Annotated in this window: 12 protein-coding genes; 3 read left to right on the forward strand and 9 right to left on the reverse strand. The window is 52.2% G+C overall.

The genetic code is table 11. The annotated features are described in order from the left end of the window. Window positions 1-71: 71 nt before the first annotated feature. A complete protein-coding gene (sohB, locus tag BJJ97_RS15710; RefSeq protein ID WP_095994530.1) occupies window positions 72-1,118 on the forward strand; it encodes a protease SohB in 1,047 nt (348 codons plus the stop codon). Between the two features lie 75 nt (window positions 1,119-1,193). On the opposite strand, the gene BJJ97_RS15715 is transcribed toward sohB, so the two are convergent. Further along, window positions 1,194-1,463 carry a YciN family protein gene (locus BJJ97_RS15715; protein ID WP_095994531.1) on the reverse strand — a complete coding sequence of 90 codons (270 nt, stop codon included), beginning with the start codon at window positions 1,461-1,463 and terminating at the stop codon, window positions 1,194-1,196. 369 nt (window positions 1,464-1,832) lie between these two features. On the opposite strand from BJJ97_RS15715, the gene topA reads away from it, so the two are divergent. Beyond that, window positions 1,833-4,433: a type I DNA topoisomerase gene (gene topA, locus BJJ97_RS15720; RefSeq protein WP_095699439.1), complete on the forward strand. Its 2,601-nt coding sequence runs from the start codon at window positions 1,833-1,835 to the stop codon at window positions 4,431-4,433. 380 nt (window positions 4,434-4,813) lie between these two features. Next, window positions 4,814-5,788: an HTH-type transcriptional regulator CysB gene (cysB, locus tag BJJ97_RS15725; RefSeq protein ID WP_005968651.1), complete on the forward strand. Its 975-nt coding sequence runs from the start codon at window positions 4,814-4,816 to the stop codon at window positions 5,786-5,788. A 132-nt stretch (window positions 5,789-5,920) separates the two neighbouring features. Here the strand turns inward: cysB and dtpA are convergent, their stop codons facing one another. The 8 genes from dtpA to rsxA all read right to left on the reverse strand — a co-directional run bounded on the left by dtpA (window position 5,921) and on the right by rsxA (window position 14,581). Next, window positions 5,921-7,438: a dipeptide/tripeptide permease DtpA gene (gene dtpA / locus BJJ97_RS15730; protein ID WP_095994532.1), complete on the reverse strand. Its 1,518-nt coding sequence runs from the start codon at window positions 7,436-7,438 to the stop codon at window positions 5,921-5,923. 688 nt (window positions 7,439-8,126) lie between these two features. Continuing rightward, window positions 8,127-8,762 carry an endonuclease III gene (gene nth, locus BJJ97_RS15735; protein ID WP_095994533.1) on the reverse strand — a complete coding sequence of 212 codons (636 nt, stop codon included), beginning with the start codon at window positions 8,760-8,762 and terminating at the stop codon, window positions 8,127-8,129. Further along, on the reverse strand, window positions 8,759-9,466 hold the full coding sequence (locus BJJ97_RS15740) for an electron transport complex subunit E (protein ID WP_095994534.1): 708 nt from the start codon (window positions 9,464-9,466) through the stop codon (window positions 8,759-8,761). Before BJJ97_RS15740 ends, nth begins: the two co-directional genes overlap by 4 nt. Beyond that, window positions 9,463-10,092, reverse strand: coding sequence for an electron transport complex subunit RsxG (gene rsxG, locus BJJ97_RS15745; protein ID WP_095994535.1), 630 nt, complete (start codon window positions 10,090-10,092; stop codon window positions 9,463-9,465). Before rsxG ends, BJJ97_RS15740 begins: the two co-directional genes overlap by 4 nt. A gap of 10 nt (window positions 10,093-10,102) precedes the next feature. Further along, a complete protein-coding gene (gene rsxD, locus BJJ97_RS15750) occupies window positions 10,103-11,158 on the reverse strand; it encodes an electron transport complex subunit RsxD (protein ID WP_010275198.1) in 1,056 nt (351 codons plus the stop codon). Beyond that, window positions 11,159-13,429 carry an electron transport complex subunit RsxC gene (gene rsxC, locus BJJ97_RS15755; protein WP_095994536.1) on the reverse strand — a complete coding sequence of 757 codons (2,271 nt, stop codon included), beginning with the start codon at window positions 13,427-13,429 and terminating at the stop codon, window positions 11,159-11,161. It lies immediately after the preceding gene. Next, on the reverse strand, window positions 13,422-14,000 hold the full coding sequence (rsxB, locus tag BJJ97_RS15760; RefSeq protein ID WP_010296123.1) for an electron transport complex subunit RsxB: 579 nt from the start codon (window positions 13,998-14,000) through the stop codon (window positions 13,422-13,424). The genes rsxC and rsxB overlap by 8 nt, the downstream gene beginning before the upstream one ends. Continuing rightward, window positions 14,000-14,581 carry an electron transport complex subunit RsxA gene (gene rsxA / locus BJJ97_RS15765; protein WP_095699446.1) on the reverse strand — a complete coding sequence of 194 codons (582 nt, stop codon included), beginning with the start codon at window positions 14,579-14,581 and terminating at the stop codon, window positions 14,000-14,002. Before rsxA ends, rsxB begins: the two co-directional genes overlap by 1 nt. Window positions 14,582-14,738: the final 157 nt, after the last annotated feature.

Here is a 14,738-nt window from a genome sequence, read left to right on the forward strand (position 1 = left end):
GCACGACGTCAACGCCATGGTTGGTGAGTAAACCAACATTAATTAATACGCAGTCAATGAGGACGGTGTTTGTGGAATTACTTTCTCTGTACGGTTTATTCCTGGCTAAGGTACTCACCATCGTGGTGGCTATTGGTGCGTTAGTTGTTCTGGCATTTGGGATGACGCAGCGTAAGCGCCCACATAAAGGTGAGTTGCAGGTCACGAATCTGGGTGAACAATATCAGGAAATGCAGCGCGAAATGCAGACTGCCTGTATGAGCGACACCGAGCGTAAGCTGTTATCGAAACAAGAAAAGAAGAAAGAAAAAGAAACCGCGAAGCAAGATAAACAGCGCGCCAAACGTGGCGAAGAGAAAAATGTTAAGCCGTGCCTGTACGTGCTTGATTTCAACGGCAGTATGGATGCGGGCGAAGTCAGTTCGCTGCGTGAAGAGATCTCCGCCGTGCTCGCTGTGGCGAAACCGAAAGATGAGGTATTGCTGCGTCTGGAAAGCCCTGGCGGTGTAGTGCACGGTTATGGGTTGGCGGCCTCGCAATTGCAACGTTTACGTCAGGGCGGCGTACGCTTGACGGTTTCCGTAGATAAAGTGGCTGCCAGCGGCGGATATATGATGGCCTGTGTGGCTGACCGCATCGTAGCGGCACCGTTTGCGATTGTCGGGTCTATTGGTGTTGTGGCGCAAATCCCCAATTTCCACCGTTTGCTGAAAAACAAAGACATTGATGTTGAGCTGCACACCGCGGGTGAATTCAAACGTACGCTGACGCTGTTTGGTGAGAATACTGAACAAGGCCGTGAGAAATTCCGCGAAGATCTGAATGTCACACACACGCTGTTTAAGGATTTTGTACAGCAGATGCGTCCTTCGCTGGATATTGATTCGGTAGCGACGGGAGAGCACTGGTTTGGTACTCAGGCGAAAGATCTGGGGTTAATTGACGCTATCGGCACCAGTGACGATCTGCTGATTGCTGAAATGGCCAACCATGAAGTCTTAAGCGTTCGCTATACGCGGCGTAAACGCCTGCTGGATCGTCTGACGGGCAGCGCAGGTGATACCGCAGAACGACTGATGCTGCGCTGGTGGCAACGTGGTTCAAAGCCCCTGCTGTAATTGCTAAAATATTAAGCCGTACACAATCAAATGCCCGCGAATTTGCGGGCATTCGTTTTTAATCGATCAAGCTATTTAATCGATCAGGTCGTATTTTTCGGATAAAATATGCGCAAGATGCTTGAACATGTTAAATACCGCGGTGCTTTTTAAGGTCGGTATTCCGTTCTCATCGAGAAAAAACTCACCGCGAAAAACCAGCACGCCGTTTTTTTGTTCTACGCTATCAGCGACCATGCCATGCAAATAATCATCGTGATGTTTAATGATGTCATTGGCTTCAATTAATAAGCTCTGGCGGTCAATAGGACGCTTTTCTTCGTTAACCTGATGTTCAGGTGACATGATTGTTACTCCTGTACTCACCCTTGAAAAAAGGGGGCGTTGCACTATATCAATAAGGCTATTTCTAAAATCAACACAGCGATTTCAAAACGCAATGCGGTTATTTCAAAAGTCGCACCAAGAGAAAGGGTACTGCGATACGGTTTCAGGGTAAAGCGTAGATTATGATGCAAAGGGACTACATTTTAGGTGCTTACCTGCCGATATTCAGTGTGGTAGGAAGCGGATAAAACAGAGTTTCCATGCTAATTAGGTTGCGTGGCAATATTTATCAGGTAGAGTGTGGGATTTTGCGCAGTCAGTAGAATCCGCTCTGGATGCCCCGAAAAATATCTGATTTTCAGAAGAATTCAGCAGGTAATAGTACATATGGGTAAAGCTCTCGTTATCGTCGAGTCCCCGGCAAAAGCCAAAACGATCAATAAGTATTTAGGCAATGACTACGTGGTTAAATCCAGCGTCGGTCATGTGCGCGATTTGCCGACGAGTGGCTCAGTCAGTAAAAAGAGCGCGGACTCAACGACTAAAGATAAAACGAAAAAGAAAGTCAAAAAGGATGAGAAATCCGCGCTAGTTAATCGTATGGGCGTCGACCCTTATCATGGCTGGAAAGCCAACTACGAAATACTGCCGGGTAAGGAGAAGGTTGTCTCCGAATTAAAAACACTGGCGGAAAATGCTGACCACATCTATCTCGCAACCGACCTTGACCGCGAAGGGGAAGCCATTGCCTGGCACCTGCGGGAAATCATTGGTGGTGACGATCAGCGTTTCAGCCGCGTGGTGTTTAACGAAATCACGAAAAATGCCATTAAACAGGCGTTTGAAAAACCAGACACGTTGAATATTGACCGCGTGAATGCCCAGCAGGCACGTCGATTTATGGATCGCGTGGTGGGTTACATGGTTTCTCCGCTGCTGTGGAAAAAAATCGCCCGTGGCCTGTCCGCTGGACGCGTACAGTCGGTTGCGGTACGCCTGATTGTCGATCGCGAGCGTGAAATCAAAGCGTTCGTGCCGGAAGAATATTGGGAACTGCACGCTGATTTGCTGGCAGGCAGCGATATTCAACTGCAAATGCAGGTGACGCATCACAACGGCAAGCCGTTTAAACCGGTTAATAAAGAACAAACGCATGCGGCGGTCAGCCTGCTTGAGAACGCGCGCTATGTGGTTGCCGATCGTGAAGATAAGCCGACCAGCAGCAAGCCAGGCGCGCCGTTCATCACCTCCACGCTGCAACAGGCTGCCAGTACGCGCCTTGGCTTCGGCGTGAAAAAGACCATGATGATGGCGCAGCGTCTGTACGAAGCGGGCTACATTACCTACATGCGTACCGACTCAACGAACCTCAGTCAGGATGCCTTGACGATGGTACGTGGCTATATTGGCGAAGAGTTCGGCAAGCGCTATCTGCCGGAGTCTGCGAACCTTTACAGCAGCAAAGAAAACTCGCAGGAAGCGCACGAAGCGATTCGTCCTTCCGATGTCGGCGTGTTAGCTGACAACCTGAAAGATATGGAAGCCGATGCGCAGAAGCTGTATCAGCTGATTTGGCGTCAGTTCGTTGCATGCCAAATGACGCCAGCACAATACGATTCCACCACGTTAATCGTGGAAGCTGCCGATTATCAGCTGCGTGCCAAAGGCCGTACGCTACGCTTCGATGGCTGGACGAAAGTCATGCCTGCGCTGCGTAAAAATGATGAAGACCGCACGTTGCCGACCGTGGCGGTGGGCGAAGCGCTGTCGCTGCAGAAACTGCTGCCAGGGCAACACTTCACTAAACCACCTGCACGTTACAGCGATGCTTCTCTGGTTAAAGAGCTGGAAAAACGCGGGATTGGTCGTCCGTCTACCTACGCATCTATTATTTCAACCATCCAGGATCGCGGCTATGTCCGAGCGGAAAATCGCCGTTTCTACGCCGAGAAAATGGGTGAAATCGTTACCGATCGACTGGAAGAGAACTTCCGCGAACTGATGAATTACGATTTCACCGCACGGATGGAAAGCCGCCTCGATCAGGTCGCCAATAATCAGGCGGAATGGAAAGCGGTACTGGATGAGTTCTTCAACGAATTTAGCCAGCAGTTGGAAAAAGCAGAGCAGGATCCTGAAGAAGGCGGCATGCGCCCCAATGCGATGGTATTAACCAGCATTGACTGCCCAACTTGCTCTCGTCAAATGGGTATCCGTACTGCCAGTACTGGGGTGTTCCTGGGCTGTTCCGGCTATGCACTGCCGCCGAAAGAGCGCTGTAAGACCACGATCAACCTGATACCGGAAACGGAAGTGCTGAACGTGTTGGAAGGCGACGATGCCGAAACCAACGCGCTGCGTGCTCGTCGTCGCTGCGAAAAATGCGGTACGGCGATGGACAGCTACCTGATTGATAATCAGCGCAAGCTGCACGTTTGCGGGAATAACCCAGCCTGTGACGGATATGAGATCGAAGCCGGTGAGTTCCGCATCAAAGGCTACGATGGGCCGATTGTTGAGTGCGAGAAATGTGGCTCTGAGATGCACCTCAAAATGGGTCGCTTCGGTAAATACATGGCGTGCACTGGCGAGACGTGTAGTAACACGCGTAAGATCCTGCGTAATGGCGATGTTGCGCCACCGAAAGAAGATCCGGTGCCATTGCCTGAGCTGGCTTGCGAGAAGTCTGATGCCTATTTCGTATTACGTGATGGCGCAGCAGGGGTTTTCCTTGCCGCTAATACGTTCCCGAAATCTCGCGAAACGCGGGCACCGCTGGTAGAAGAACTGGTGCGATTCAAGGATCGTTTACCGGAAAAACTGCGCTATCTGGCCGATGCTCCTGTGGCTGATAAAGACGGCAACAAAACGCAGGTGCGTTTCAGCCGTAAGACCAAACAGCAATATGTCTCGTCAGAGAAAGACGGCAAGGCAACGGGCTGGTCAGCGTTTTACATTGATGGCAAATGGGTTGAAGGGAAGAAGTAACTTCTTTCAGTTACCCTGCGCATAACTGGGTTATGTGTAAAACATCGCTACATCAAGCCAGCCGCAAGGCTGGCTTTTTTGATCGCAGAAAATATCCAGATAAAACAGATATATGAAGATTGTGCTGCGGTAGCATAAGGATTGTTGATCCGTGATAGAGAATAATGCGGTTTACCTCGGTGATAATCGCCTGCACCGCGTTCTTTATCGCTGCCGCCATGCAAAAATGGTTATATAAAAATAGTTTTTATGATTAAATGACATTAATTGATGGAAATATGCACCAGATGGTTAAGGCGCAATCAAAGTCAATAAAACGGAACGTCGTCAGAACGTCGTGAGATGCCACGCGCACACTTCAATTGGGAATGGGATAAATTATGAAACTACAACAGCTTCGTTATATTGTTGAAGTTGTTAATCACAACCTGAATGTGTCTTCTACCGCAGAAGGGTTGTACACCTCCCAGCCGGGGATCAGTAAACAGGTCCGCATGCTGGAGGATGAGTTGGGCATTCAGATTTTTGCCCGTAGTGGAAAACACCTGACACAGGTGACACCCGCCGGACAGGAAGTCATCCGCATTGCGCGTGAAGTGTTGTCGAAAGTCGATGCCATCAAAGCGGTTGCTGGAGAACATACCTATCCTGATAAAGGGTCGTTGTATGTCGCGACCACGCATACGCAGGCGCGCTACGCGTTGCCAAGCGTCATTAAAGGCTTTATCGATCGCTACCCTCGCGTGTCGCTACACATGCATCAGGGCTCGCCGACGCAGATTGCTGAGGCCGTTGCGAAAGGCTCTGCGGATTTTGCTATTGCGACCGAAGCGCTGCATTTGTACGACGACCTGATCATGCTGCCGTGCTACCACTGGAATCGCGCGGTGGTAGTCAAACCGGATCACCCGTTGGCGTCTAAGACAGATATCACCATCGAAGAACTGGCCGCTTATCCTATCGTCACCTATACCTTTGGTTTTACGGGGCGCTCCGAGTTGGATACGGCGTTTAACCGCGCTGGCCTTACGCCGCGCATCGTCTTTACCGCCACGGATGCCGATGTCATTAAGACCTACGTGCGTTTAGGGTTGGGTGTCGGGGTTATTGCGAATATGGCGGTCGATCCACAGACGGAAACCGATCTGGTGACCATCAACGCGAACAGCATCTTCAGCTACAGCACGACGAAAATCGGCTTCCGCCGCAGCACGTTCCTGCGTAGCTACATGTACGATTTCATCCAGCGATTTGCGCCGCACTTAACGCGCGATGTTGTTGATTCTGCCGTTGCGCTGCGTTCGAATGATGAAATTGAAGCGATGTTCAAAGATGTGACGCTGCCAGTGAAGTAAGCATCATTCAGGACGGATCAACCAGCGTAAAAAAAGCCAGACACTGTCTGGCTTTTTATCATCTGGCTATCATCTAACGCTTCACCAGTAACACGTCATACCGTCATGTGTGTGACGTGTTCCGGTGAGTTATCAGGCAGAGGCTGTCGTAGTGACGGCGTCCGCAGGGGCGTCGGTGACATCCTGCGTCATACGCGTCAGTTTCGGCGCGGTCAGCAGCATCAGAACGGCGATGATGCCCGTGACGATACCAATCTGCATGAAGACATTGCTATAAATTTCAAGAGAGGCGTGCGGGTCTACGACATTCTCAGGCACGGCCATCATATTAGCAACGTAGCCCGCGATAATGGCGGCACCGGCTGACGTCAGGAACCAGGCACCCATAATGAAGCCCATCAGACGCTGTGGTACCAGTTGAGCGACCATCGCGAGGCCCAGACCGGAAATCATCAACTCCCCGATACTTTGCAGGCCATAGCAGAGGATTAGCCAGTTGACGGACACAATACCTTGTTCGTTTGCCATGCTGGCACCCCACGGCAGCACCAGAAATGCGCCGGAGCACAGCACCATACCAATCGCAAATTTGTGCGCCATCGGCAGATGGTCACCCATCTTGTTGTAAAACGCAGCCAGAATCGGGCTGGCAAGCATGATCCAGAACGGATTGAACGCCTGATACTGCTCCGGCTCAAAGGCAAAACCTAAAATCGAATGTTCAACGTTGCGGATAGCAAAGAAGTTCAGCGATGTTGGCATCTGGCTATACAACACAAAGAAGACAACCGCTTCCAACATCAGCAGAAGTGCAACGATCATTTTTCGGCGTTGAGTGCCGTTTACCGCATATATTTCTTTGGTGAAAATAGCGACGACGACCAGCGAAATCAGCGTCAGAATCCAGCGAGCGATGGACTGATTATGTAACAGCCAGGTCGACAGTACGACCAGTGCGACAATACCGACGAGGGTCATCGCCAGTTTTGATAAATTGATTGGTTGGAAATCAGCATGTGAACCGTGCGCACTGACCCACTTACGGCAGAACATGAAGTTCACCAGTGTCAGAATCATACCGACCACACTGAGAGAAAATGCAACGCTCCAGCCATAGTGGGCTGCCAGCCATGGTGTCGCCAGCATCGAGAAGAAGGAACCAATGTTCACCGACATATAGTACATGGTGAAAGCACCATCCAGACGCGGGTCGTCTTTTGCATAGCAGGTAGACAGCAGGGCTGACGGGTTCGCTTTAAACAACCCGCTACCGACGGCGATGGTTGCCATGCCGATATAGACCCACGTCACGCTGTGGCCTGAATAGGCAATCATGGTGTAGCCAAATGCCAGCACGATAGCCCCCAGTACGATCACACGTTTGGTGCCGAGGACTTTATCGCCCAGCCAGCCGCCAATGGCGACGAAACCGTATACCAGCGCACTGAATGAAGAGAAAAGGGTAATGGAGTCGGTTTCGGACATACCCAGCATTTTGACCAGATAAACCGCCATAATACCTTGCAGACCGTAGTAACCAAAACGCTCCCACAGCTCGATGCTAAAGATGAGATAAAACGCTTTTGGTTGTTTGAAGGCGTTCATGCTGACGCTTTCAGGGGATTCGTTGTTGTTGTTTGCTGTTGACACAAAGACCTCTGATTTTACTTATCTCGTTTTTTTTAACGAGAAAATAACAAGAGTGAAGCAGTGAAACTGCAACCTCTTTTGACTAGTTATGGGGAGGAAAAACGGCGCTATATTGACGTGATTTTACGGACAGGCAAGTCATTTGACATGTTTTGTTACAAGTGGTTTTGGGTGTTGGATAAAACCATAAATTAAATGTTATGCAGAGTTTAATTTCATAACTTTCTTTTGCTTCAAATGATTATATTGGTTTTACCTATTTGTTTTCCACGAAAGGGATATAATCTGCCTTTGACTTAAAATTAAGATAATATCATTAACTATGAATGAATATGCGGTTTAATGTTTTGCATATCACTAAATATGCAGTGAGTATAAAAATACATCAATAGCAGGCGATAAGATAAATATCGATATAATCACCTCACGTGACTTTCAATCACTAAATTTTCTATTAAAAATAACTTATTAGCCTTAAATAGTGGTTACTTGTACTTTTATACAGGCTTTTTGATAGAGGAATACGCGACAGCACATCGAATAAACCCCCTGAGAGCATCGTTGTCTGAGCAGTAAAATGTGGAGAACACGCGGCTCACTTTGCTAATGAGAGAGCAAAAGACGAGGCTGAGTGAGGAATAACGGAGAAGGCGATCTGGTGAGAAGGATTCCACCAGACCACGACAGATTAGGCGTCTACCTTTTCGCCAAATTCACATAAATCTTCAATCAGGCAGGAACCGCAGCGCGGTTTACGGGCAATACAGGTGTAACGACCATGCAGAATTAGCCAGTGATGGCAGTCGACTTTAAATTCTGCCGGAACCACTTTCAGCAGTTTTTCCTCTACCTGTTCGACATTTTTACCCGGAGCGAATCCTGTCCGGTTACTGACGCGAAAGATGTGCGTATCAACGGCAATCGTCGGCCAGCCAAACGCGGTATTCAGGACGACGTTTGCCGTTTTTCGTCCTACGCCGGGTAAGGCTTCCAGCGCGGCGCGATCTTCGGGAACCTCTCCCTGATGCTTTTCCAGCAATAAACGGCAGGTCTTGATGACGTTTTCCGCTTTGCTGTTAAACAGGCCGATTGTCTTGATGTAGTCTTTCACACCGTCTACGCCGAGTTCAAGCAGGGCTTCCGGCGTGTTGGCAACAGGGTAGAGCTTTGCGGTTGCCTTGTTCACACTGACATCGGTTGCCTGAGCGGAAAGCAGCACGGCAATGAGCAGTTCAAACGGCGTGCTGAAATGTAATTCAGTCGTCGGATGGGGATTGTTGTCGCGTAAACGCGTTAAGATCTCAACCCGTTTGACCTTGTTCACAGCGATTCCCCTACAGCACCCGTTGTTGGCACCGCTTTCCCTTCGGCGGCAGCGGCACGGGCTCGGCGTTGTTTCATTTTCTCATCGATCAAATATTTCACGGACAGCAACAGTCCCAGGCCGATAAACGCGCCCGGTGGCAGCATTGCCAGCAGGAACGGGGAATCGAGGTGGACAACCTCAATGCGCAGAGCTTTAGCCCAACTACCCAACAGCAAATCTGCGCCGTCGAATAATGTGCCGTTACCCAGAATTTCACGTAGAGAACCGAGTACCACCAGTGCGCTGGTCGCCCCTAAACCCATTGCCAAACCGTCAATGGCGGAAGGGAAAACCGCATTCTTGGAGGCAAAGGCTTCTGCCCGGCCGATAACGATACAGTTCGTCACGATCAGCGGGATAAAAATCCCCAGCGATTGATATAAGCCATAGGCGTAAGCGTTGATCAGCATCTGCACGGTACTAACCACCGAAGCGATGATCATGACGTAAATGGGAATACGGATTTCCGCCGGTACCCAGCGACGCAGCGCGGAGACAGCCATGTTGGTACAGGTGAGAACCAGCGTGGTTGCCAGCCCTAATCCCAGCGCGTTAGTCGCAGTTGATGACACGGCCAGCAGGGGGCAAAGGCCCAGCAATTGAACCAGTGCCGAGTTGTTCTTCCATAACCCGTCAATGAAAAGTGCTTTGGTCTGACTCATTGATTCTCTCCACAGGCGGACAGCGTGTTGATTTGTGGCGGCAGCGTTTGCAGGTAAAGGGCGCTGCGTTTTACGCTGTTAATGACGGCGCGCGGCGTAATGGTGGCGCCGGTAAATTGATCAAACATTCCGCCTTCTTTCTTCACTGCCCAGCGGGCATCTCGCTCGTCCTGTACCGTTTGTCCACTGAATCGAGTGATCCAGTCTGAGATTCGTACTTCGATTTTATCACCGAGCCCCGGTGTTTCATGATGCTCGGTAACGCGAACACCGAGTACTTTTCCGTGAAAATCAGCCCCGACCAGCAGCCGAATAGCACCAGAATAGCCATCTGGCGCGGTACTTTCCAGTGCGGCAGCGACCGGTTCTCCGTTCTGGCGGGCGATAAACACGCGGTGCGGCGCTGACGATCCGAGTGCAGGGTTAGTGACAACGTAACACTCTTTTTGCATGTCACTGTTGTATAACTCGGCGGGAACCACCTGATCCAACAGCATCTTTTGCTGCAACATCGCCTGATGCGAGATCGTCGGTTCCGTTAACATGTTCACCACGGCGGTTAGTGCAGTCGTGCCAGCAGCAAATAAGGCCAGTGTTGTCGCGTGGCGGCGCATTGTCGTCATCATGGGCGTCTCCTCAGCGATGGTGGCCGTAAGCGCGTGGCTTGGTGTAATAGTCGATCAGCGGCACGGTGATATTTGCCAGAAGAACGGCAAACGCGACGCCGTCCGGGTAGCCACCGTAGGTACGAATCAGCCAGACCAGTAACCCAATCAGTGCCCCGAAAATCAGGCGGCCTCGGTTGGTGGTTGATGCGGTAACGGGATCGGTTGCGATGAAAAATGCGCCGAGCATAGTCGCCCCGGACAGCAGATGTAGCATCGGTGGCGCGAATTTCTCCGGCGAAATGATCCAGCTTAGCGAGGCGCAGAACATCAGCGACAGCAGGAAACTGACCGGAATATGCCAGCGAATGGTGCCGCGCATCAGCAAAAACAGTCCGCCGATAAGAAAACCGATATTCACCCACTGCCAGCCAATACCGGACAGCGATTGGGCAAACATCGGCTGTTGCAGAATGTCCTGCGGCGTTTGGCCGGAGCGCAGGCTGGTTTTAAACGTATCCAGCGGGGTAGCCTGACTGACGCCATCAACGTTGTGCATCAGCTGCTGCATGGTGTACCCGTCAGGGGTGTGTCCGGTAAAGATGATAACTAACGCATCATGGAAACCGACGGGAATGGTTTGCAGCGGCGCGGGCGGCAGCCAGCTTGTCATCTGGACCGGGAAAGAGATCAGCAGCACCACATAGCCAATCATCGCAGGGTTAAAAGGGTTTTGCCCTAAGCCGCCATACAGCTGTTTAGCGATAATGATAGCGAAGACGGTCGCCATGACCACCATCCACCAGGGCGCAAGCGGTGGCAGGCTGATGCCGAGCAGTACGGCGGTCAATAGTGCGGAATTATCAGCCAGCGTGGTGCGTACGGCAAATTTCCTCAGTGACAGTGTCACACCTTCTGCGATAAGCGCGGTAGCAGATGCTAGCCCGACCTGAATCAGGTTACCGTAGCCAAAGAAGTAATACTGCGCCAGCATACCCGGCAGACAGGCCAGAATGACCAGCAGCATGATGCGCTGTGTGCGCTGCTGGTTATGTGTGAACGGTGAACTCGCAATTCTAAAAGCCATTTATTCCTCTTGATATGACGATGCCTGCGCGGCTTTACGGGCTTTAACGCGAGCGATAGCGGCAGCAACGGCAGCCTTGCGCGGATCTTCCGGCTCTTGTACTTCAACAACGGCAATCGGTTCTACTACCACTTCAGGGACAGCCGACGGAATAGGCTCTTCCGTATTTGTTGCTGATTGCTGCGCGGCTTTACGAGCTTTAACGCGCGCGATAGCGGCGGCAACGGCAGCCTTACGTGGATCTTCTGGCTCTTGTACTTCAACAACGGCAGTCGGTTCTGCTACTACGTCAGGGGCAGCCGCCGAAACAGGCTCTTCCGTGGTTGTTGCAGGTTGCTGCGCGGCTTTGCGGGCTTTAACGCGTGCGATAGCAGCGGCAACAGCAGCTTTACGCGGATCGTCCGACTCTTGTACTTCAACAACAGCAATCGGTTCTGCCGCCACGTTGGAAACCGCGGGAATTGACGCTTCTTCCGTACTTTCTGGGTTTACTGCCTCAGACTGCTGTGCAGCCTTACGCGCTTTAACGCGTGCCAGAGCGGCGGCCACGGCGGCTTTGCGGGGATCGTCAAGCTCGGCAGAGGGAACCTCGACCGCAGGCGCTTCCTGCTGCGTCGGTTGTTCACGTGAGCGTTCTTCACGTGCCCGTTCTTCGCGTACTAATGTTTTGCGGGCAGCACGCGCGGCGATGGCGGCACTGTTATCCGGCTGTGCGTCGGGGATGACCTCGATTGGCGAACCGACCTCTGTTGCAGCGGTTTGCTTACGGCGTACGCGCTCCAACGCGGCCTGAACGGCATCTTTATCCGTGGTGGAAACGCTAGCCGCCGCCTTTTTGTGGCGCAGTTCGCGTGCCGCTTTTTCCCGCTCCAGACGAGCCTGTTTAGCATCAAAGCGCACTTTGGCCTGCGCAGCACGCTGTGCCTCTTCATCGATGGCCCGAATTTCGGCCTTTTCCTGACGGTAGTACTGCACCAGCGGAATATTACTAGGGCAGACGTAAGCGCAGGCACCGCATTCGATGCAGTCAAACAGATGGTGATTGCGGGCTTTTTCGTGTTCCTGCCCGCGACTGAACCAGTAAAGCTGCTGCGGTAACAGGCCTGCCGGACAAGCATCGGCACATTTGCTACAGCGAATGCAGGATTGTTCTTCAGCAACGGGCTCCATTTCCGCATGTGACGGCGCGAGCAGGCAGTTACTGATTTTGACGATAGGGACATCCAGCGACGGCAGGGTAAAGCCCATCAGCGGCCCACCCATCACGACCATCGGCTGCTTATTGACGTGGAAGCCACCTTGTTTGAGCAGGTGGCGTACTGGTGTCCCCAGTCGTGCCCAGACGTTGCCGGGCTGGCGCAAGGCTTCACCGGTCAGCGTTACCACGCGTTCGGTGAGCGGTTCGCCGTCGATCACGGCACGTTTGATGGCGAAAGCCGTTCCGACGTTCTGCATCAGTACGCCAATGGCGGCGGAGTGTTTACCGAACGGGACTTCCTTGCCAGTCAGAATCTTGGTGAGCTGTTTGGCACCGCCTGATGGATACTTGGTTGGGATGACGCGCAGCTGCATGTCGCTGCGTTTACCCAAGGCCAGTCGCAGAGCGCTGATGGCTTCCGGTTTGTTATCTTCGATCCCAATCAGAATGCGTTTCGGCTGCAACAGGAATGACAGAATCTCGACGCCCTGAATAATCTCTTCGGCGCACTCCTGCATGAGTCGGTCATCGGCGGTGATATAGGGTTCACACTCTGCGCCGTTGATAATCAGGGTTTCAATCCCGCGCATCCCGCCTTGTAACTTGGCCGCGGTAGGGAAGCCGGCGCCACCCAAGCCCGCGATGCCAGCCTGATGCAGATGGGCAAGCAGGGTATCGACGCTTTGCGCACGGTAATCCGTCAAGGTTTGGCGTTCGCACCAGCGATCGTCGCCATCCGGCACGATGATAATACTGAGTTCGGACAGGCCAGACGGGTGCGCCGTCGTGTGCTGGCGAATCGCGTTCACCGTTCCCGACGTCGGTGCGTGAACGGGCAAGGTGCGGCCTTTTCCCCGCGTTAACGGCTGACCGCGCAGGACTTTATCGCCGACGCTGACGCAGATCTCGCCTTCCGGCCCAAGATGCTGCTTGAGCGGAATAATGAACTGTTCTGGCAGCGGGATCTGGCGCAGTGGTATCTGGCTGGACTGCGTCTTCATTTCCGGCGGATGAATGCCTCCGTCGAAATCCCAGATTCTGTCTTTTTTAAAGGCGGAAAACAGCTTAAGCATGTCGTTCTACTTGAATAACGCGTACTGGAATCGTATCGAGATCCCATTTCCAGTTAGCGGGAGTCGGCGCGATAGGACGTAATTCGATACAGTCCGTCGGGCAAGGGGAGACGCAGAGATCGCAGCCGGTGCACAAATCGCTGACGACGGTGTGTACCGCTTTGGTGCTACCGATGATGGCATCAACCGGACAGGCCTGAATGCACTTGGTGCAGCCGATGCAGTTGCTTTCATCGATCCAGGCAACATGGCGCGCGGGAGCTTGAACATCGGCGTCACCTTCCAGCGGTTGCGGATCGACGTTGAGCTTTTCAGCCAGCTTCAGCATCATCGCTTCGCCGCCGGGGCCACACTTATTAATACTTTCACCATTCAGCGCGACCGCTTCGGCGTAGGGCCGACAGCCAGGGTAACCGCACTGGCCGCACTGGCTTTGTGGCAGCATGGCTTCCACTTCTTCCACAATCGGATCGTTTTCGACTTCAAACCGACGGGAGGCGTAGCCGAGCACCAGACCGAATGCCAGCGCGAGAGCGCTTAATGCCGCAATGGCAATCCAGATAGCGATCATCAGAATTTCACCAGTCCGGCAAAGCCCATAAACGCCAGCGACATCAGGCCTGCGGTGACCAGCGCGATAGACGAACCGCGGAACGGTGCAGGAATATCTGACACGGCAAGGCGTTCACGAATGGCGGCGAAGAGTACCATCACCAGCGAGAAGCCCGCCGCGCCGCCGAAACCATAAATTGTCGATTGCAGGAAACCGTGCGACAGGTTGATGTTGAGCAGCACGACGCCAAGCACCGCACAGTTGGTGGTAATCAGCGGTAGGAAAATCCCCAGCAGTCGGTACAGCTCAGGGCTGACTTTGCGCACGAACATCTCGGAGAACTGCACCACCACGGCGAGCACCAAAATAAAGGCCATGGTGCGCAAATAGAGAATATCGAGCGGAACGAGAATAAATTCGTTGACCAACCAGGAAAACATGGAGCCGACAGTCATCACAAACGTGGTCGCCATGCCCATGCCAATCGCCGTCTCGAGCTTTTTGGACACGCCCATAAAGGGGCACAGCCCAAGAAACTTCACTAAGACGAAATTATTTACCAGAAGGATGCTAACAAAGAGCAATGCGTATTCGGTCATTACGGTGCCTAGAAAACAAAACCGGACTATTATCAGGCATTGTTGGGTTTTCGACAACATACCCAAAGTAGGGTTATCGCCGTCCCCTTCAAGGGGCGGAAGGTCAGATTCGCTTAATAACAGAAGCACCGGGCTATTATACAGTAACGAGCTGAGC

The organism is Pectobacterium polaris (assembly GCF_002307355.1).
In the GTDB taxonomy this organism is placed as follows: Bacteria; Pseudomonadota; Gammaproteobacteria; order Enterobacterales; family Enterobacteriaceae; genus Pectobacterium; species Pectobacterium polare.

Bases quoted from the DNA above. Each gene is read 5' to 3' on its own strand.
- BJJ97_RS15715 (WP_095994531.1), bottom strand. From the start codon at position 1,463: ATGTCACCTGAACATCAGGTTAACGAAGAAAAGCGTCCTATTGACCGC.
- topA (WP_095699439.1), top strand. From the start codon at position 1,833: ATGGGTAAAGCTCTCGTTATCGTCGAGTCCCCGGCAAAAGCCAAAACG.
- cysB (WP_005968651.1), top strand. From the start codon at position 4,814: ATGAAACTACAACAGCTTCGTTATATTGTTGAAGTTGTTAATCACAAC.
- BJJ97_RS15740 (WP_095994534.1), bottom strand. From the start codon at position 9,466: ATGAGTCAGACCAAAGCACTTTTCATTGACGGGTTATGGAAGAACAAC.
- rsxG (WP_095994535.1), bottom strand. From the start codon at position 10,092: ATGATGACGACAATGCGCCGCCACGCGACAACACTGGCCTTATTTGCT.
- rsxD (WP_010275198.1), bottom strand. From the start codon at position 11,158: ATGGCTTTTAGAATTGCGAGTTCACCGTTCACACATAACCAGCAGCGC.
- rsxC (WP_095994536.1), bottom strand. From the start codon at position 13,429: ATGCTTAAGCTGTTTTCCGCCTTTAAAAAAGACAGAATCTGGGATTTC.
- rsxB (WP_010296123.1), bottom strand. From the start codon at position 14,000: ATGATCGCTATCTGGATTGCCATTGCGGCATTAAGCGCTCTCGCGCTG.
- rsxA (WP_095699446.1), bottom strand. From the start codon at position 14,581: ATGACCGAATACGCATTGCTCTTTGTTAGCATCCTTCTGGTAAATAAT.